The following is an 18,961-nucleotide window of genomic DNA, read 5'->3' on the forward strand; positions in this document are numbered from 1 at the left end:
ACAAAAACTTTTTTGAATGAATTTCGAGACGAATGAAACCCAAAAAATGATTGCATCATCTATTCAAGATTTTGCGAAAATTCATATTACTCCCAATGTTTACAAGTGGGATGAGTCACAGGAATTCCCTGTGGATTTATTTAAAAAGTTAGGAGAAATGGGGTTTATGGGAGTATTGGTTCCTGAAAATTATGGAGGATCAGGATTAACTTACCATGAATACATAACCGTTATTGAGGAGATATCTAAAGTAGATCCTTCTATAGGTTTGTCTGTAGCGGCTCATAATTCACTTTGCACAGGTCATATTTTGCAATTTGGTAATGAAGCGCAAAAAGCAAAATGGCTACCAAAATTAGCAACAGGAGAGTGGATTGGTGCTTGGGGATTAACAGAGCATAATACAGGTTCTGATGCGGGAGGAATGAATACCACAGCTGTTTTAGATGGAGAAGATTATGTGTTGAATGGAGCTAAAAACTTCATCACACATGCTATTAGCGGGAACATTGCTGTTGTAATTGCTAGAACAGGAGAGAAAGGAGATTCCCATGGAATGACTGCTTTTGTGATAGAAAAAGGAACGCCAGGTTTTAGTTCAGGAAAAAAAGAAAACAAATTAGGAATGAGGGCATCTGAAACTGCTGAGCTTGTTTTTGATAACTGTAGAGTTCCTAAAGAAAATGTGTTAGGAAAGGTTGGAGAAGGATTTATTCAGTCTATGAAAATTTTAGATGGTGGTAGAATTTCTATAGCAGCTTTATCTATTGGGATTGCCAAAGGAGCGTATGAAGCAGCATTAAAATATTCAAAAGAAAGAATTCAGTTTGGAAAAACTATTTCTTCATTCCAAGGTATTTCTTTTAAGTTGGCAGAAATGGCCACAGAAATAGAAGCTTCAGAATTGTTAACGCATAAAGCGGCTGCTAAGAAAGAGTTAGGGGAAAAAATGACCACTATTGGAGCTATGGCTAAAATGTATGCTTCAGAAGCGTGTGTAAGAGTGGCAAATGAAGCGGTGCAAATACATGGAGGTTATGGATATACAAAAGATTATCCAGTAGAGAAATTTTATAGAGATAGTAAGCTTTGTACCATAGGAGAGGGAACCACAGAAATACAAAAAGTAGTGATTTCAAGAAATATTTTAAAATAAAGTATTTATATCGTTTTAAAAACTATCTTTGCAGTCCAAAAATCTGAATTAAAAACATTAAAAATATATTACGACAATGAAGGGAGGTGCTAAATTATGTTAATTATTCCAATTAAAGACGGAGAAAACATTGATAGAGCTTTAAAGCGTTTCAAGAGAAAATTCGACCGTACGAAAACAATGAAACAATTACGTGAGCGTCAGCAGTTTAATAAACCATCTGTAGTAAACCGTAAACAAAGAATTAAAGCTTCTTATGTTCAGCGTTTAAGAACTAACGAAGAGCAAGCTTAATTACTTGTTACAACGTATTAATAAAAACCCTGTGAATTTTCACAGGGTTTTTTTATGTCTTAACTTTCGCTAAGTAAAAGATTCAAACATGGAATTGATTCATAAATTTTTAGAGTATTTATCCTTAGAGAAAAATTATTCTCCACATACCATTACTGCTTATCAAAAAGATCTTAATGATTTCTTTGGGTTTATAGAAAGTGAGTATCAGGAGATGGATCCTTGTGCTGTTGAATATTCTTATATCAGGTCTTGGATTATTAGTTTAAATGCCTCAGGAATCGTTAATAGGTCTGTGAATAGAAAATTAACGGCCTTAAAAAGTTTTTATAATTATTTGCAAAAGATAGAAATGATCACTAAAAACCCACTTTCAAGCCAAAAAAGCTTAAAAACGGCAAAAAAAGTCATCATTCCCTTTTCAGAAAGAGAAATTGAAGAAGTTTTTTTGATAGAAGATGATTACTATACTCCTTTTGAGCAATTAAGAAACAAGTTGATGATTCATTTGTTGTATGCTACTGGAATTAGACAAGCAGAATTAATCGAGTTAAAAACACAAGATGTGGATTTTGAAACTAGAACAATAAAAGTGCTAGGAAAGAGAAATAAAGAGCGTATCATTCCTATTTACACAGAAATTTTAAAGGAATTAAAGCTCTATTTAAATCAACGAGATGGTATGAATGTTGCTACTTTAAATTTGTTCGTCACAAAACGAGGTGGAAAAATGTATGGAGCGCTTGTTTATCGAATTATTAATTCCTATTTTAGTAAGGTCTCGACGAAGGAAAAAAAGAGTCCACATGTATTAAGACATTCTTATGCTACGGATTTGATAAATCAAGGAGCAGACTTGAATTCGGTAAAAGAGTTACTAGGGCACTCTAGTTTAGCCGCAACTCAGGTTTATACCCACAATAGTTTAGACAAGTTAAAACAAGTTTATAACCAAGCACACCCTAGAAGTGCGAAAAAAAAATAAAGTATATGAAAATATTTGTTCAGTCAGTAAATTTCAACGCCGACAAGGATTTGGTAGAATTTGTAAACAAAAAAGTAGAGGGGTTAGAGAAATTTCACGATAAAATAGTAGATGGTGAAGTGTTCTTGAAAGTGCAACAGACCAGTGAAAAGGAGAATAAAGTAACGGAATTAAAATTGAATATTCCTGGTCATGATTTGATGGTTAAGAAAGAGTCAAAAACTTTTGAAGAAGGAATAAGTTTGTGTGCTGATGCCATGAAAAGACAGTTAATGAAGACCAAAGAAAAGGAAAGAGTTGCCTAATGATAAAAAAAAGTAAAATATTTTTAAAATGTTTTGCATGATATCGAAAACTTTATAAATTTGCAGTCCGTTAAGATAGCGGGCTGCTTTTTTGTGGATACTATCTAAAAGCCGATATAGCTCAGCTGGCTAGAGCAGCTGATTTGTAATCAGCAGGTCGTAGGTTCGAGTCCTATTATCGGCTCAACAAGAAAAGAAAGCGTTCTTTTAAATTATTGGATTGGTGGGATACTCAAGTGGCCAACGAGGGCGGACTGTAAATCCGCTGACTATGTCTTCGAAGGTTCGAATCCTTCTCCCACCACAAATAAGGCGTAAAGTAATATTTATGTTCCTTCTGATGAAAATCAGTAAAATGCGAAAGTAGCTCAGTTGGTAGAGCGTCAGCCTTCCAAGCTGAATGTCGCCGGTTCGAACCCGGTCTTTCGCTCAAATTTAAATCCATGCCGGTGTAGCTCAGTTGGTAGAGCGCATCCTTGGTAGGGATGAGGTCACCGGTTCAAATCCGGTCATTGGCTCAAAAGGATTAAAATAGGTTTAAAATAAACACTAATATATAACTAAGAATTAAAATTTATAATCATGGCAAAGGCAACATTTGATCGTTCGAAACCACACTTAAACATCGGTACTATCGGACACGTAGATCACGGTAAAACTACTTTAACAGCTGCTATTACTACTGTATTAGCTAACGCTGGTTTATCTGAATTAAGATCTTTTGACTCTATTGATAACGCTCCAGAGGAAAAAGAAAGAGGTATTACTATTAACACATCTCACGTAGAGTATTCTACAGCTAACCGTCACTATGCTCACGTTGACTGTCCAGGTCACGCGGATTACGTTAAAAACATGGTAACTGGTGCTGCTCAAATGGATGGTGCTATTTTAGTAGTTGCTGCTACTGATGGACCAATGCCACAAACTCGTGAACACATCTTGTTAGGACGTCAGGTAGGTATTCCTCGTATCGTTGTTTTCTTAAACAAAGTTGATATGGTTGATGATGAGGAGTTATTAGAGTTAGTAGACATGGAGGTTCGTGATTTATTATCTTTCTATGACTATGATGGAGATAACACTCCTGTAATTCAAGGGTCTGCTTTAGGTGGATTAAACAATGAGCAAAAATGGGTTGATTCTATTATGGAATTAATGGATGCTTGTGATTCTTGGATTGAAGAGCCAGTTCGTGAAGTTGAGAAAGATTTCTTAATGCCAATCGAAGATGTATTCTCTATTACAGGTCGTGGTACTGTTGCTACAGGACGTATCGAAACTGGTGTTGCTAATACAGGAGATACTGTTGATATCATTGGTATGGGAGCTGAAAAATTATCATCTACTATTACAGGAGTTGAAATGTTCCGTAAGATATTAGATAGAGGTGAGGCTGGAGATAACGTAGGTATCTTATTAAGAGGTATTGCGAAAGAAGATATCAAAAGAGGAATGGTAATTTGTAAGCCAGGTTCTGTTAAACCACACGCTAAGTTTAAAGCTGAAGTTTATGTATTGAAAAAAGAAGAAGGTGGACGTCACACTCCATTCCACAACAACTACCGTCCACAGTTTTACGTACGTACAACTGACGTAACAGGTACAATTAATTTACCTGATGGTGTTGAAATGGTAATGCCAGGTGATAACTTAACTATTACTGTTGATTTACATTCTCCAATTGCAATGAACGTAGGTTTACGTTTTGCAATCCGTGAAGGAGGTAGAACAGTTGGTGCTGGTCAGGTAACTGAAATTTTATAGTCGAAAGATTATTATCATATAAAGAGCTTGTTTTAAAGCAGGCTCTTTTTTTACGGGCGTAGCTCAGTTGGTAGAGCACTGGTCTCCAAAACCAGGTGTCGGGAGTTCGAGTCTCTCCGCCCGTGCAAAATAGAAGGAATTATAATTTTTATAATTCCTTTTTTTAGCAAACAAGTCAAAAAAAGATATAAAGTTATTTACGTGTTGAATAATTTTATATCTTTGCACGACTTTTCAAGAAAATATTATGAATATTCTTAATTACATAAAATCGTCATTTACAGAGTTGAAAGACGAAATGACATGGATCTCTAAGGAAGAGGCTCAAAAATCTACTGTAGTGGTGGCTGTGTTTACAATCATTTTTGCGATCGCTGTTTTTTTAGTAGACCAAGGGTTTCAAAAAACATTAGAAGGTTTTTTTAATTTTATAAAGTAAAGGTAAATTATGGCTGATTCTGTAAAGAAGTGGTATGTAGTAAGGGCTATTGGAGGTCAGGAAAACAAAGTGAAAAATTATATTGAAAATGAAATTTCACGTTTGGGTTTGTCTGATTATGTAGATCAGGTATTGGTACCAACAGAAAAAGTTGTTCAAGTTCGCAACGGAAAAAAATCAACGCGTGAGCGTGTTTATTTTCCTGGTTATATTATGGTAGAAGCTAATTTAACAGGAGAAGTTCCTCACGTTATTAAAGCTGTAACTGGTGTTATTGGATTCTTAGGTGAAACTAAAGGAGGAGAACCAGTGCCAATGAGACAAAGTGAAATTAATAGAATGTTAGGTAAGGTTGATGAATTAACTGTGCAGCCAGATCATAACATAGCTATTCCTTATACAGTTGGTGAAACTGTAAAAGTAATAGATGGTCCGTTTAATGGATTTGATGGTGTGATAGAAAATATTCATGAAGAAAAGAGAAAACTTGAAGTAATGGTTAAAATCTTTGGTCGTAAGACGCCATTAGAATTAAACTATATGCAAGTAGATAAAATATCATAAATAAAGAGTGTTACAAATTAATCTTGTGTTTGCTTCCAACTAATGCACAAGGTTTAATTTAATTTTATATTAAAAATGGCAAAAGAAGTAAGTAAGATTGTAAAGTTACAGGTTAAGGGAGGGCAAGCAAATCCTTCACCACCAGTAGGTCCTGCTTTAGGTGCTGCCGGGGTTAACATTATGGAGTTCTGTAAGCAGTTTAATGCTAGAACTCAAGACAAACAAGGAAAGGTTTTACCAGTTGCAATTACTGTATATTCTGACAAATCTTTCGAGTTTATTGTTAAAACTCCTCCAGCTGCAGTTCAAATTTTAGAAGCTGCTAAACTAAAGGGTGGATCGGGAGAACCAAACCGTAAAAAAGTTGCAAGTATCTCTTGGGATCAAGTAAAAACGATCGCAGAAGATAAAATGCCTGACTTAAATGCATTTACTGTAGAGTCAGCAATGAAGATGATTGCAGGTACTGCAAGATCTATGGGAGTAACGGTAAGCGGAGACGCTCCATTTTAATTGATAAACAAGAAAACATGGCAAAATTAACAAAAAAGCAAAAAGAAGCTCAAGCTAAGATTGACAGTTCTAAAGTTTATTCTTTGAATGAAGCATCTTCTTTAGTAAAAGAAATTACATTAGCTAATTTCGACGCATCTGTAGATGTTGCTATTCGTTTAGGAGTAGATCCTAGGAAAGCAAATCAAATGGTACGTGGGGTTGTAACATTACCACACGGGACAGGTAAAGATGTAAAAGTATTAGCGTTGGTTACACCAGACAAAGAAGCTGAGGCTAAAGAAGCTGGAGCAGATTACGTTGGTTTAGACGAGTACTTAGCAAAAATAAAAGCAGGTTGGACAGATGTTGACGTGATCATCACTATGCCAGCTGTAATGGGTAAATTAGGACCATTAGGACGTATATTAGGACCAAGAGGTTTAATGCCTAACCCTAAGACAGGAACCGTTACAATGGATGTTAAAAAGGCAGTAGCAGAAGTAAAAGCTGGTAAAATTGACTTTAAAGTTGACAAAACTGGTATTGTACATGCTGCTATCGGAAAAGTATCTTTCGATGCTGAAAAGTTAACTGAAAATGCTCACGAATTAATCCAAACAATTATTAAGTTAAAGCCAACTGCGGCTAAAGGAACTTATATCAAGAGTGCTTTTATATCTAGTACTCAGTCTCCTTCAGTTCAGTTAGACCTTAAATCGCTTTAATTAGCTGTTAAAACTCATAGACAATGACAAGAGAAGAAAAATTTCAAGTAATTGAAGATTTAACAAGCCAATTAGCGGAGAATACAGTAATCTATTTAGCCGATATTTCAGGGTTAAATGCTGCTGCAACTTCTAACTTAAGAAGAGCTTGTTTTAAAGCAGATATCCAATTATCTGTAGTGAAAAATACATTGCTAGAAAAAGCAATGGAGAAGTCTGATAAAGACTTTGGTGATTTACCATCAACATTAAAAGGTAACACATCTGTGTTTTACGCTTCAGTAGCGAATGCTCCTGCAAAAGTAATTCAAGATTTCTTAAAGAAATCTAAAGGTGAGAAACCATTATTGAAAGGAGCCTTCATCGCTGACGAAGTATATGTAGGAGCTGATCAATTACCTGCTTTAGTTGCAATTAAATCTAAAGAAGAACTTATTGGTGATATCATCACTATCTTACAGTCTCCTATTAAAAACGTTGTTTCAGCGTTGACTAATGAGGAACGTCCAGATAGAGCTGGTGCTGCTGTAGAAGCATCTACAGAAGAATCAGCAGAATAATTACGCGCACAAATAAATTATAATACACCACGTTTAATAAACGTACAAAAAGAATCAAAATGGCAGAATTAAAAGATTTCGCAGAACAATTAGTTAACTTAACAGTTAAAGAAGTAAATGAATTAGCTACTATCTTAAAAGATGAGTACGGTATCGAACCAGCTGCAGCAGTAGTTGTAGGAGGTGGAGCTGCTGAAGGTGGAGACGCTGCAGAAGCTCAAACTGAGTTTGATGTTATCTTAAAAGAAGCAGGAGCATCTAAATTAAAAGTTGTAAAAGCAGTTAAAGAATTAACTGGATTAGGATTGAAAGAAGCTAAGGAATTAGTTGATGGAACTCCATCTGCAATTAAAGAAGGTGTTTCTAAAGAAGAAGCAGAAGGAATTAAAGCTTCTTTAGAAGAAGTTGGAGCTGTAGTTGAGTTAAAGTAATTTTTTTACTACAAAACCTTATAGGTTTAGGTCTTTCCCACATGGGTTAGACCTAAACCATTTTTTGCGTTTAAATAGTTCCTATATTTATTCGCCCCTATACAAGCTTAAAAAAGAAAATAGAATTATTAATTCACCTAAATTTTTCCCCTTTGGCAACGAAAAATAATACAAGAGTTAACTTTGCTTCAGCCAAACTAAGTACAGAATATCCGGACTTTTTAGATATTCAGATTAAATCTTTCCAAGATTTTTTCCAGTTGAAAACTAAGGCTGACGAAAGAAGCGATGAAGGTTTGTATAAAACTTTCATGGACAATTTTCCAATTACTGACACGCGTAACAACTTCGTGTTAGAATTTTTAGACTATTTTGTAGATCCACCTAGATACTCAATTGAAGAGTGTATTGAGCGTGGTTTGACTTATAGTTTACCATTAAAGGCAAGATTGAAATTGTACTGTACAGATCCTGAACATGAGGATTTTGAAACAATTGTGCAAGACGTGTACTTAGGTACGGTTCCTTACATGACCAATTCAGGTACCTTTATCATCAACGGAGCTGAGCGTGTTATCGTTTCTCAGTTACACCGTTCTCCAGGGGTATTCTTTGGACAATCTTTCCATGCAAACGGTACAAAATTATATTCTGCAAGAGTAATTCCTTTTAAAGGGTCTTGGATTGAATTTGCTACCGATATCAATCAAGTGATGTATGCTTATATTGATAGAAAGAAAAAATTACCTGTTACTACTTTATTCCGTGCGATTGGATTTGAAAGAGATAAGGACATTTTAGAGATTTTTAACCTTGCAGAAGAAGTTAAAGTTTCTAAGTCTGGATTAAAGAAAGTACTAGGAAGAAAATTAGCTGCTCGTGTATTAAGAACTTGGTTTGAGGACTTCGTTGATGAAGATACAGGAGAAGTTGTATCTATTGAGCGTAACGAGATTGTATTTGACCGTGACACTATTTTAGATAAAGAACATATTGATGAAATTGTTGATACAGGAGTAAAAACAATTTTATTACACAAAGAAGATAATGAAAGTGGAGATTATGCAATTATCCACAACACATTACAAAAAGACCCTACTAACTCTGAAAAAGAAGCTGTAGAGCATATTTATAGACAATTACGTAATGCTGAGCCGCCAGATGAGGAAACTGCAAGAGGAATTATTGAAAAATTATTCTTCTCTGAGCAACGTTACAACTTAGGTGAAGTAGGACGTTTTAGAATGAATAAGAAGTTAGGACTTAACGAATCTTTAGAGGAGAAAGTTTTAACTAAAAACGATATAATCACTATTATCAAAAACTTAATTGAGTTGGTGAACTCAAAAGCAGAGATTGATGATATTGACCACTTATCTAACAGACGTGTGCGTACAGTAGGTGAACAATTAGCTGCTCAATTTGGAGTAGGATTGTCTCGTATGGCTCGTACTATTAGAGAAAGAATGAACGTTCGTGATAACGAAGTGTTTACACCGATTGACTTAATTAACGCGAAGACTTTATCTTCTGTAATTAACTCATTCTTTGGAACCAACCAGTTATCTCAGTTCATGGATCAAACAAACCCATTAGCGGAGATTACTCACAAACGTAGATTATCGGCTTTAGGACCTGGAGGTTTATCTAGAGAAAGAGCAGGATTTGAGGTTCGTGACGTTCACTATACTCACTACGGTCGTTTATGTCCAATTGAAACTCCTGAAGGTCCAAACATTGGATTGATTTCATCTTTAGCGGTATATGCAAAAGTGAACAATTTAGGGTTTATTGAAACCGCATACCGTAAGGTAGAAGATGGACAAGTAAACATTACAGATGAACCTATCTATCTAAGTGCTGAGGAAGAAGAAGGAATGAAGTTTGCACAATCTAACATTGATATTGCTGAAAACGGACAAATCAATTTAGAAAAAGTTATTGCTCGTGAAGAGGCTGATTATCCAGTCGTAACTCCACAAGACATTGACTATATGGATGTATCTCCAAACCAGATTGCCTCTATTTCAGCTTCATTGATTCCTTTCTTAGAACATGATGATGCGAACCGTGCCTTGATGGGATCTAACATGATGCGTCAAGCAGTACCATTATTACGTCCTGAAGCTCCTATTGTAGGAACAGGTTTAGAGCGTAGAGTTGCCAAAGATTCAAGAATCTTAATCAACGCAGAAGGAACTGGTGAAGTGATTTATGTTGATGCTAATAAGATTACTATTCGTTATGAAAGAACTGAGGAGGAAGCTTCTGTAAGTTTTGATTCTAACGAAATTACATACGACTTAATTAAGTTTAGAAAAACCAACCAAGGAACTTCTATCAACTTAAAGCCAATTGTTAAAGTTGGAGATACTGTTGAAGAAGGACAAGTATTGTGTGAAGGATATGCTACTCAAAAAGGTGAATTAGCCTTAGGACGTAACATGAAAGTAGCCTTCATGCCTTGGCAAGGGTACAACTTTGAGGATGCGATTGTGATTTCTGAAAAAGTTGTAAGAGAAGATATCTTTACTTCTATCCATATTGATGAGTACTCTTTAGATGTAAGAGACACTAAATTAGGAGCAGAAGAATTGACCAATGATATTCCTAACGTTTCTGAAGAGGCTACTAAAGACTTAGATGAAAACGGAATGATTCGTATTGGTGCTGAAGTGAAGCCTGGTGATATTTTAATTGGAAAGATTACTCCAAAAGGAGAATCTGATCCAACACCTGAAGAAAAATTATTACGTGCTATCTTTGGAGACAAAGCAGGGGATGTAAAAGATGCTTCATTAAAAGCATCTCCATCATTAAGAGGAGTTGTAATTGGTAAAAAATTATTTAAGAAAGCAGTTAAAGATAAATCTAAGAGAGTTAGAGATAAAGAGCAAATAGAGGCTTTAGAAGCACAGTTTACTCATGACTTTGAATCTCTAAAAGACACTTTAATAGACAAGTTGTTTACTTTAATTTCTGGTAAAACTTCTCAAGGAGTTCAGAATGATTTAGGAGAAGAAGTATTCCCTAAAGGTAAAAAGTACACTTTAAAAATGTTAAACTCTGTTACAGACTTTACACATTTAACTAAAGGAGCTTGGACAACAGATGATCACTTAAATAACTTGGTTGCTGAATTAATTCACAATTATAAAATTAAAGTTAGTGATTTACAAGGTGCTTTAAGACGTAAGAAATTTGCGATTACTATTGGAGATGAATTACCAGCAGGTGTCTTGAAATTAGCTAAAATTTATATCGCTAAGAAACGTAAGTTAAAAGTAGGGGATAAGATGGCAGGACGTCACGGTAACAAAGGTATTGTTGCTCGTATTGTTCGTCAAGAAGAAATGCCATTCTTAGAAGATGGAACACCAGTAGATATCGTATTGAATCCATTAGGGGTACCATCACGTATGAACATTGGACAGATTTATGAAACTGTATTAGGATGGGCAGGACAAAAATTAGGTCAAACTTATGCAACTCCAATTTTTGATGGGGCAAAGTTAGATCAAATTAACGCCTTAACAGACGAAGCAGGAATTCCAAGATTTGGACACACTTACTTATATGACGGTGGAACAGGAGAAAGATTTGACCAACCAGCAACTGTAGGTATTATCTACATGATTAAGTTAGGTCACATGATTGATGATAAGATGCACGCACGTTCTATTGGACCATACTCTTTAATTACACAACAACCATTAGGAGGTAAAGCTCAATTTGGAGGTCAGCGTTTTGGAGAGATGGAGGTATGGGCATTAGAAGCCTATGGAGCATCTAGTATTTTACGTGAAATTTTAACAGTGAAATCTGATGATGTTATTGGTAGAGCCAAAACTTACGAGGCAATCGTAAAAGGAGAACCGATGCCAGAACCAGGTTTACCAGAATCATTCAACGTGTTGATGCACGAATTGAAAGGTTTAGGATTAGACGTAAGATTAGAAGAATAGAAATTTAGTACAGAGTATTTAGTATACAGTCCTCAGTTTTTACTGAATACTGTATACCGAGTACTGAAAACTTAAAAAGATCATGGCAAGAAATAACGATAAAAACCCTACGCAAAAGAGATTTGAAAAAATTTCTATTGGTTTGGCTTCACCAGAGTCTATTTTAGAGGCTTCTCATGGTGAGGTTTTAAAACCAGAAACAATCAATTACCGTACACACAAACCAGAAAGAGATGGTTTGTTTTGTGAGCGTATCTTTGGACCTATAAAAGATTTTGAATGTGCTTGTGGAAAGTACAAAAGAATCCGATACAAAGGTATTGTATGTGATCGATGTGGTGTAGAAGTTACAGAAAAGAAAGTACGTAGAGATAGAGTAGGTCACATTAATTTAGTGGTGCCTATCGCTCATATTTGGTACTTTAGATCATTACCTAACAAAATGGGATACCTTTTAGGGTTACCATCTAAAAAGTTAGATATGATTATTTACTACGAGAGATACGTAGTAATTCAACCAGGAAATGCAACTCAATTAGATGGAACGCCATTACAAAAAATGGATTTCTTAACAGAAGAGGAGTATTTAGATATTTTAGAAACTGTTCCTATGGAAAATAGATATTTGGATGATGATGATCCAAATAAATTTATTGCCAAAATGGGGGCTGAGTGTTTAATAGAGTTGTTGGATCGTATTGATTTAGAAACTTTATCATATGAATTAAGACACAAAGCAAACACAGAAACTTCTAAGCAACGTAAAACAGAAGCTTTAAAACGTTTGAATGTTGTAGAAGCTTTCCGTGAATCTCAAAAGAACAGAGAAAACAATCCGTCATGGATGATTTTAAAGGCTATTCCTGTGATTCCACCTGAATTACGTCCTTTAGTACCATTAGATGGAGGTCGTTTTGCTACTTCTGATTTAAATGATTTATACCGTAGAGTAATTATCCGTAATAACCGTTTAAAGCGTTTGGTAGAAATTCAGGCTCCTGAAGTTATTTTACGTAACGAAAAACGTATGTTACAAGAATCTGTAGATTCATTGTTTGACAATACTCGTAAATCATCAGCAGTAAAAACAGAATCTAACAGACCCTTAAAATCTTTATCAGATTCATTAAAAGGTAAACAAGGTCGTTTCCGTCAAAACTTACTTGGTAAGCGTGTAGATTATTCTGCTCGTTCGGTAATTGTTGTTGGGCCTACTTTGAAATTATCTGAGTGTGGAATTCCTAAAGATATGGCAGCTGAATTGTACAAACCATTTATCATCCGTAAGTTGATTGAGCGTGGCGTTGTAAAAACAGTAAAGTCTGCTAAGAAAATAATAGACAAAAAAGAGCCTGTAGTTTGGGATATTTTGGAGAATGTAATTAAAGGACACCCAGTTTTATTAAACCGTGCCCCTACGTTACACCGTTTAGGAATCCAAGCTTTCCAACCTAAATTAATTGAAGGAAAAGCAATTCAGTTACACCCGTTAGTATGTTCGGCATTTAACGCCGATTTTGATGGGGATCAGATGGCGGTACATTTACCGTTAGGACCTGAAGCTATTTTGGAAGCTCAAATGTTATTGTTAGGTTCTCACTCTATCTTAAACCCTGCTAACGGTGCACCTATTACAGTACCATCTCAGGATATGGTATTGGGTCTATATTATATGACCAAATTACGTGTTACTGATGAGAAGCATACGGTAAAAGGAGAAGGATTAACTTTCTACTCACCAGAAGAAGTTACCATTGCTTTTAACGAAAAGGCAGTTGAATTAAACGCTGGGATTAAAGTTAGAACTAAAGATATTGATGAAAACGGTAACCAAGTAACTAGAATTATAGAAACTACTGTTGGTAGAGTATTGTTCAATGAACATGTACCACCAGCAGCAGGATATATCAATGATATTTTAACTAAGAAATCTTTAAGAGGAATTATCGCAAAAGTTTTAAAAGCTACAGATATTCCTACAACTGGAGAGTTCCTGGATAATATTAAAGACATGGGATTCAAGTTTGCCTTTAGAGGTGGATTGTCATTCTCATTAGGAGATATCATTATTCCAGCTGAAAAGAAGCAAATGATTGCTGATGCCAATGTTGAAGTTGAGATGATTATTCAAAACTATAACATGGGTATGTTAACGAATAAAGAGCGTTACAACCAGGTGATTGATATTTGGGGATCTACAAACAACCAATTGACAGAATTGTCTATGAAACGTTTGAGAGAAGATCAACAAGGATTTAACTCTGTGTTTATGATGCTTGATTCTGGAGCCCGTGGTTCTAAGGAGCAAATTCGTCAGTTAACAGGTATGCGTGGATTGATGGCGAAGCCTAAAAAATCTACTTCATCAGGAGGAGAAATTATTGAAAACCCAATTTTATCTAACTTTAAGGAAGGTTTATCAATTTTAGAATACTTTATCTCTACGCACGGTGCTCGTAAAGGTCTTGCCGATACGGCATTAAAAACAGCCGATGCAGGATATTTAACACGTCGTTTGGTAGATGTTGCACAAGATGTAATCATCAATGAATTTGACTGTGGTACTTTAAGAGGTTTAGAAGTATCTGCTTTGAAGAAAAATGATGAAATTGTTGAATCTTTAAACGAGCGTATCGTAGGTCGTGTTGCATTACACGATGTTAAAGATCCAGTAAATCATGAAGTAATGGTAACTGCAGGTTCTGAGATTACAGAAGAATTAGCAGCTATTATTGAAGAGTCAGGATTAGATACTGTAGAAGTACGTTCGGCTTTAACTTGTGAATCTAAAAAAGGTATTTGTTCTAAGTGTTATGGACAATCAATGTCAACACGTGATATGGTTCAAATTGGAGAGTCTGTTGGAGTTATTGCTGCACAGTCTATTGGAGAGCCAGGTACACAGTTAACATTACGTACTTTCCACGTTGGAGGGGTAGCAGGAAACATTTCTGAGGATAATAAGTTAATAGCTAAGTTTAGTGGTGCATTAACAATTGATGACTTAGTAACAGTACCAGGTAAGAATCCTCAAGGTGAGCCAGTAGAGATTGTTATTTCTCGTACAGCAGAAGCTAAGATTATTGATGATAAAATTGGAACTGTATTAAGTACTACAGTAATTCCTTATGGTTCTTACATATTTGTAAACGGTCAATCAAAAATTAACAAAGGAGATGCTATCTGTCAATGGGATCCATTTAACGGTGTAATTGTTTCTGAGTTTGCAGGTAAAATTGCCTTTGAAGATTTAGAACAAGGTACTAACTATGCTGTTGAGATTGATGAACAAACAGGTTTCCAAGAAAAAGTAATTATTGAATCTAAAGACAAGAAGAAAATTCCTGCTTTATTGATTCAAGATCTTGATGGAAATACTTTAAGATCATACTCTTTACCTTTAGGAGCACACTTAATGGTGAATAATGGTGAAGAAATTGAAACAGGTAAAACATTGGTTAAGATCCCTCGTAAGTCTGGAAAGGCTGGGGATATTACAGGAGGTTTACCACGTGTAACAGAATTATTTGAAGCACGTAACCCATCTAACCCAGCGGTAGTTGCTGAAACAGATGGAGTGGTATCTTTTGGTAAAATTAAGCGTGGTAACCGTGAAATTATTGTTGAGTCTAAGTTTGGTGATGTTAAGAAATACTTAGTAAAGTTATCTAGTCAAATTTTAGTACAAGAGAATGATTACGTAAAAGCAGGTATGCCTTTATCAGATGGTTCTGTAACTCCAGAAGATATCTTGAGAATTCAAGGTCCTTCTAAAGTACAAGAGTACATTGTAAACGAAATTCAAGAAGTATATCGTTTACAAGGGGTAAGAATTAACGATAAGCATTACGAAGTTGTAGTACGTCAAATGATGCGTAAGGTTAGAATTATTGATTCAGGAGATACTTTATTCTTGGAGAACTCTTTAGTGCATAAGAATGACTTTATAGAGAAGAATGATGAGATCTATGGAATGAAAGTAATTGAAGATGCTGGAGATTCTGCCATCTTTAAAGCTGGTCAAATTATTACTGCTCGTCAATTAAGAGATGAAAATTCAAGATTGAAGCGTGAAGATCGTGCTGAAATTGTTGCAAGAGATGCTAGACCTGCAACGGCAGAGCAAATTTTACAAGGGATTACAAGAGCATCTTTACAAACCAAATCGTTTATTTCTGCAGCATCGTTCCAGGAAACAACAAAAGTGTTGAATGAAGCAGCTGTAAGTGGTAAAATTGATTACTTAGAAGGATTAAAAGAAAACGTTATTGTTGGTAAGAAGATTCCTGCAGGTACAGGAATGAGAGCTTACAACAATGTTATTGTAGGTCCTAAAGAGGAGATTGAAGAAAGTTTTGAAATTAAATAAGTAACTTACTTGATATAAAAAGAAAACGGATTCCTATAGGAATCCGTTTTTTTTTGGTTTATAAATATGCTATTTTAGTGCAGATAATAAGAACATACATTATGGAAGAGTCTAAAGACAAACAAGGAAATATAAATATAGAATTAACACCTGAAGTTGCAGAAGGAACCTATTCTAATTTGGCTATTATCAATCACTCAAATTCTGAATTTGTATTAGATTTTGTGAATATTATGCCAGGAGTACCAAAGGCAAAGGTAAAGTCTAGAATTGTACTTACGCCACAACATGCCAAACGTTTGGCACAAGCTTTAATTGATAATATCAATCGTTTTGAGGCACAAGTAGGAGAAATAAAAGAATTTGAACAACAAGATTATCCTATAAACTTTGGACCGGTTGGAGAGGCTTAAAATACTCTTAGTTATACTGATGTTTTCTACTTTCAGTATAAAAGCTCAGCATACCATAGAGAGGATAGGAGATGTAGGTTTATATTCCATGCCTTTTGTTGCTTTGGGAACTACTCTCTTAAAAAAAGATAAACCTGGAGCTTATGCGTTTTCAAAAGCTTTTGTTTTGAATACGGTTGTAACTTTAGGATTGAAAGAAATTACTCATAAAGAAAGACCAAACGGAGAAGATTTTAAATCCTTTCCCTCAGGACACACTTCTATTACTTTTCAAGGAGCTGCTTTTTTGCAAAAAAGATATGGATGGGATTATGGTATTCCTGCTTATGCTGTTGCTGCTTTTACAGGTTTTAGTAGGGTGTATGCAAAAAAACATTATGTAGAAGACGTTGTTGTTGGTGCAACTTTTGGAATTTTGTCTTCTTATCTTTTTACCAAGAAATTAAACAGCGATCAACTTAGTTTTTCTTTTGATAAAAGAGGAAAAGATTATTGTTTGAGTTATCGATATCAGTTTTAAAATAAAAAAACCCCGATGTAGTACACATCGGGATTTTTAGTTTGTTTAATAGGAAAAATATTACTTTTTTCCTTTTTGTCTAGCTTGTTGTTCTTGAGCTTGTTTCATCGCTTCATCTAAACGTTGCTTAAACTTGCTTGTTTTTTTAGGCTTCTTTCTGTTCTCGTGAATCTTAGCTAAGATTTTTTCTTCATCAATTACATAAGTTTTAATTACATACATAATTGTTAACGTTAATAAGTTAGATACAAAATAGTACAAACTCAATCCTGATGCATAGTTGTTAAAGAAAAACAACATCATGATTGGAGAGAAGTACATCATCATCTTCATCATTTTTTGCATGTCTGGCATTCCTTCTTGTGCAGGTTGTTGCATACTCATTTGTTGACCTTGGTTCATTCTCATGTAAAAGAAAATTGCAATAGAAGCCAATACTGGGAATAAACTAAAGTGGTTTCCGTAAAAACTAGATAGAATAGGAATGTGAGTAGACCATTCAAAAACACTATCATATGATGATAAGTCATCAGCCCATAAGAAAGGTTGTTGTCTTAAATCTATTTCGGATGGGAAAAAACGGAATAAGGCAAAGAATACAGGCATTTGTAACAATGCAGGAATACAACCCGCCATCATATTTACCCCAGATTTACGTTGTAACGCCATAATTTCAGACTGACGTTTCATTTGGTTTTCTTTACCAGGGAATTTTGCGTTGATGGCATCCATTTCTGGTTTTAAAACTTTCATTTTTGCACTAGAAACATATGATTTGTACACCAAAGGAGACATCAATAAACGAACTACTAAAGTCATTAAAATAATAACAATTCCATAGTTCCCAATAAAGCTGCTTAGGAAGTGAAAAATAGGAATGAAAGCATTTCTATTGATCCATCCAAAAATTCCCCAACCTAGGTTCATTACATTTTCTATTCCTTTGTTGTAAGACGCTAAATTCTTGTGAATGTTTGGTCCAATATAAAAATTCATATTATAACTCAATGCACCATTGGTTAGTTTTAAAGGAGCTACAGTGCTAAAACTTTTAGTAGCAAGAGTGTCTACCAAAACATCTTTTACCAATGATTCTGAAGTCAATTCAGCCTTTTCAAAAGGAGTGTTGCTCAATAAAATAGTAGAAAAGAAATGTTGTTTGTAAGCAATCCAATCTACATCAGATTCTATTTCATCATCTTCGGAACCTACGGATAAATCATCATATTTACCATCTTCTTTTTCATAATGCAAAGCGGTCATTTGATTTTCGTACTTGATACTTTTCTCTTGGCGATTTGCAGTCATGTCCCACTCAAGATTGATCTTGTTGTTGCTGTTGATGACATTTTCTAATCCTACAGATCTTACAGAAAAATCTAACATATAATCGTTAGGTTTTAATTCATATCGGTATTCTAAATATTGACTGTTAGATACTTTTAATTTAAAAGAAGCAACTTGATTTTTTCCGTTTTTTGAAGTTGTAGGAGCAAAAATTAAATCTTTGGTGTTGATTAATTTATTGTCTTGTGTACCAAATTGGATATTAAAATTAGAGTTATTGTCTTTAATTAAATATAAAGGAGCTTTTTGATAGTCTTCATAATTTTTTAATTGTGCTTCTATAATTTGTCCCCCTTTGTTAGCAATGACTAATTTTAATACGTCATTTTCTAAAGTAGTGGTTCCATTTTCCTCAGTTCCACTAGCCACTGCATAAGCAAAGGTTCCATATTTTTGAACAGCTGCTGCTTGTAACAAAGAATCCGTAACTACAGCATCAGAGGTTGAGTTTTCTGGTTCGTTACTTTGTACTATTTCTGTTTTGGTATTTTCTGCTACAGGCTCTTTGTCCTTTTGAGTCATTGTGTACCAAACTAACACTGCTCCAATTAATGCAAAACCAATTAACTGGCTAATGTCTAATTTCTTTTTTTCTTCCATTGTTTTAAAAAATAGAAGTCTGTCAT

The 18,961-nt window shown here is 34.8% G+C and carries 16 protein-coding genes and 5 tRNA genes; 20 read left to right on the forward strand and 1 reads right to left on the reverse strand.

The genetic code is table 11. The features are described from left to right. Window positions 1-16: 16 nt before the first annotated feature. From QVZ41_RS05370 to QVZ41_RS05465, 20 genes are all read left to right on the forward strand, one after another. Window positions 17-1,156, forward strand: a complete 1,140-nt coding sequence (locus tag QVZ41_RS05370; RefSeq protein WP_302883537.1) for an acyl-CoA dehydrogenase family protein — start codon at window positions 17-19, stop codon at window positions 1,154-1,156. Window positions 1,157-1,252: 96 nt separating this feature from the next. Further along, window positions 1,253-1,450: a 30S ribosomal protein S21 gene (rpsU, locus tag QVZ41_RS05375; protein WP_073121067.1), complete on the forward strand. Its 198-nt coding sequence runs from the start codon at window positions 1,253-1,255 to the stop codon at window positions 1,448-1,450. An 88-nt stretch (window positions 1,451-1,538) separates the two neighbouring features. Continuing rightward, window positions 1,539-2,435: a tyrosine-type recombinase/integrase gene (locus tag QVZ41_RS05380; RefSeq protein WP_302883538.1), complete on the forward strand. Its 897-nt coding sequence runs from the start codon at window positions 1,539-1,541 to the stop codon at window positions 2,433-2,435. Between the two features lie 5 nt (window positions 2,436-2,440). After that, window positions 2,441-2,740, forward strand: a complete 300-nt coding sequence (hpf, locus tag QVZ41_RS05385; protein ID WP_302883539.1) for a ribosome hibernation-promoting factor, HPF/YfiA family — start codon at window positions 2,441-2,443, stop codon at window positions 2,738-2,740. A gap of 110 nt (window positions 2,741-2,850) precedes the next feature. Continuing rightward, window positions 2,851-2,924, forward strand: a tRNA-Thr gene (locus QVZ41_RS05390). A 38-nt stretch (window positions 2,925-2,962) separates the two neighbouring features. Then, window positions 2,963-3,044 (forward strand) — tRNA-Tyr (locus QVZ41_RS05395). Between the two features lie 53 nt (window positions 3,045-3,097). Then, window positions 3,098-3,170, forward strand: a tRNA-Gly gene (locus tag QVZ41_RS05400). A 15-nt stretch (window positions 3,171-3,185) separates the two neighbouring features. After that, window positions 3,186-3,258, forward strand: a tRNA-Thr gene (locus QVZ41_RS05405). Between the two features lie 64 nt (window positions 3,259-3,322). Continuing rightward, the gene (tuf, locus tag QVZ41_RS05410) at window positions 3,323-4,507 is read left to right on the forward strand and encodes an elongation factor Tu (protein WP_302883540.1); all 1,185 of its coding nucleotides are present in this window, start codon (window positions 3,323-3,325) and stop codon (window positions 4,505-4,507) included. 52 nt (window positions 4,508-4,559) lie between these two features. Beyond that, window positions 4,560-4,632: transfer RNA gene (locus QVZ41_RS05415), tRNA-Trp, on the forward strand. Between the two features lie 122 nt (window positions 4,633-4,754). Continuing rightward, window positions 4,755-4,946: a preprotein translocase subunit SecE gene (gene secE, locus QVZ41_RS05420; RefSeq protein WP_302883541.1), complete on the forward strand. Its 192-nt coding sequence runs from the start codon at window positions 4,755-4,757 to the stop codon at window positions 4,944-4,946. A 9-nt stretch (window positions 4,947-4,955) separates the two neighbouring features. After that, the gene (gene nusG, locus QVZ41_RS05425; protein ID WP_073121076.1) at window positions 4,956-5,510 is read left to right on the forward strand and encodes a transcription termination/antitermination protein NusG; all 555 of its coding nucleotides are present in this window, start codon (window positions 4,956-4,958) and stop codon (window positions 5,508-5,510) included. Between the two features lie 75 nt (window positions 5,511-5,585). Next, the gene (gene rplK, locus QVZ41_RS05430) at window positions 5,586-6,023 is read left to right on the forward strand and encodes a 50S ribosomal protein L11 (protein ID WP_073121078.1); all 438 of its coding nucleotides are present in this window, start codon (window positions 5,586-5,588) and stop codon (window positions 6,021-6,023) included. Window positions 6,024-6,040: 17 nt separating this feature from the next. Then, entirely contained in the window at window positions 6,041-6,730 is a 690-nt protein-coding gene (gene rplA / locus QVZ41_RS05435) for a 50S ribosomal protein L1 (protein ID WP_302883542.1), read from the forward strand. A gap of 23 nt (window positions 6,731-6,753) precedes the next feature. Continuing rightward, a complete protein-coding gene (rplJ, locus tag QVZ41_RS05440) occupies window positions 6,754-7,290 on the forward strand; it encodes a 50S ribosomal protein L10 (RefSeq protein WP_302883543.1) in 537 nt (178 codons plus the stop codon). Between the two features lie 59 nt (window positions 7,291-7,349). Further along, window positions 7,350-7,721: a 50S ribosomal protein L7/L12 gene (gene rplL / locus QVZ41_RS05445; protein WP_302883544.1), complete on the forward strand. Its 372-nt coding sequence runs from the start codon at window positions 7,350-7,352 to the stop codon at window positions 7,719-7,721. 152 nt (window positions 7,722-7,873) lie between these two features. Then, complete coding sequence (gene rpoB, locus QVZ41_RS05450) at window positions 7,874-11,686, forward strand: DNA-directed RNA polymerase subunit beta (RefSeq protein ID WP_302883545.1); 3,813 nt, start codon at window positions 7,874-7,876, stop codon at window positions 11,684-11,686. Window positions 11,687-11,768: 82 nt separating this feature from the next. Then, the gene (gene rpoC / locus QVZ41_RS05455) at window positions 11,769-16,055 is read left to right on the forward strand and encodes a DNA-directed RNA polymerase subunit beta' (protein WP_302883546.1); all 4,287 of its coding nucleotides are present in this window, start codon (window positions 11,769-11,771) and stop codon (window positions 16,053-16,055) included. Window positions 16,056-16,156: 101 nt separating this feature from the next. Continuing rightward, complete coding sequence (locus QVZ41_RS05460; protein ID WP_302883547.1) at window positions 16,157-16,468, forward strand: DUF3467 domain-containing protein; 312 nt, start codon at window positions 16,157-16,159, stop codon at window positions 16,466-16,468. A 19-nt stretch (window positions 16,469-16,487) separates the two neighbouring features. Beyond that, the gene (locus tag QVZ41_RS05465; RefSeq protein ID WP_302883548.1) at window positions 16,488-16,988 is read left to right on the forward strand and encodes a phosphatase PAP2 family protein; all 501 of its coding nucleotides are present in this window, start codon (window positions 16,488-16,490) and stop codon (window positions 16,986-16,988) included. Between the two features lie 60 nt (window positions 16,989-17,048). Here the strand turns inward: QVZ41_RS05465 and yidC are convergent, their stop codons facing one another. Next, window positions 17,049-18,935 carry a membrane protein insertase YidC gene (yidC, locus tag QVZ41_RS05470; RefSeq protein WP_302883549.1) on the reverse strand — a complete coding sequence of 629 codons (1,887 nt, stop codon included), beginning with the start codon at window positions 18,933-18,935 and terminating at the stop codon, window positions 17,049-17,051. Between the last annotated feature and the right edge of the window lie 26 nt (window positions 18,936-18,961).

The sequence above is a fragment of the Wenyingzhuangia gilva genome, from assembly GCF_030519655.1.
Taxonomy (GTDB): Bacteria; Bacteroidota; Bacteroidia; order Flavobacteriales; family Flavobacteriaceae; genus Wenyingzhuangia; species Wenyingzhuangia gilva.

Bases quoted from the DNA above. Each gene is read 5' to 3' on its own strand.
- QVZ41_RS05370 (WP_302883537.1), top strand. From the start codon at position 17: ATGAATTTCGAGACGAATGAAACCCAAAAAATGATTGCATCATCTATT.
- rpsU (WP_073121067.1), top strand. From the start codon at position 1,253: ATGTTAATTATTCCAATTAAAGACGGAGAAAACATTGATAGAGCTTTA.
- QVZ41_RS05380 (WP_302883538.1), top strand. From the start codon at position 1,539: ATGGAATTGATTCATAAATTTTTAGAGTATTTATCCTTAGAGAAAAAT.
- hpf (WP_302883539.1), top strand. From the start codon at position 2,441: ATGAAAATATTTGTTCAGTCAGTAAATTTCAACGCCGACAAGGATTTG.
- tuf (WP_302883540.1), top strand. From the start codon at position 3,323: ATGGCAAAGGCAACATTTGATCGTTCGAAACCACACTTAAACATCGGT.
- secE (WP_302883541.1), top strand. From the start codon at position 4,755: ATGAATATTCTTAATTACATAAAATCGTCATTTACAGAGTTGAAAGAC.
- nusG (WP_073121076.1), top strand. From the start codon at position 4,956: ATGGCTGATTCTGTAAAGAAGTGGTATGTAGTAAGGGCTATTGGAGGT.
- rplK (WP_073121078.1), top strand. From the start codon at position 5,586: ATGGCAAAAGAAGTAAGTAAGATTGTAAAGTTACAGGTTAAGGGAGGG.
- rplA (WP_302883542.1), top strand. From the start codon at position 6,041: ATGGCAAAATTAACAAAAAAGCAAAAAGAAGCTCAAGCTAAGATTGAC.
- rplJ (WP_302883543.1), top strand. From the start codon at position 6,754: ATGACAAGAGAAGAAAAATTTCAAGTAATTGAAGATTTAACAAGCCAA.
- rplL (WP_302883544.1), top strand. From the start codon at position 7,350: ATGGCAGAATTAAAAGATTTCGCAGAACAATTAGTTAACTTAACAGTT.
- rpoC (WP_302883546.1), top strand. From the start codon at position 11,769: ATGGCAAGAAATAACGATAAAAACCCTACGCAAAAGAGATTTGAAAAA.
- QVZ41_RS05460 (WP_302883547.1), top strand. From the start codon at position 16,157: ATGGAAGAGTCTAAAGACAAACAAGGAAATATAAATATAGAATTAACA.
- QVZ41_RS05465 (WP_302883548.1), top strand. From the start codon at position 16,488: ATGTTTTCTACTTTCAGTATAAAAGCTCAGCATACCATAGAGAGGATA.
- yidC (WP_302883549.1), bottom strand. From the start codon at position 18,935: ATGGAAGAAAAAAAGAAATTAGACATTAGCCAGTTAATTGGTTTTGCA.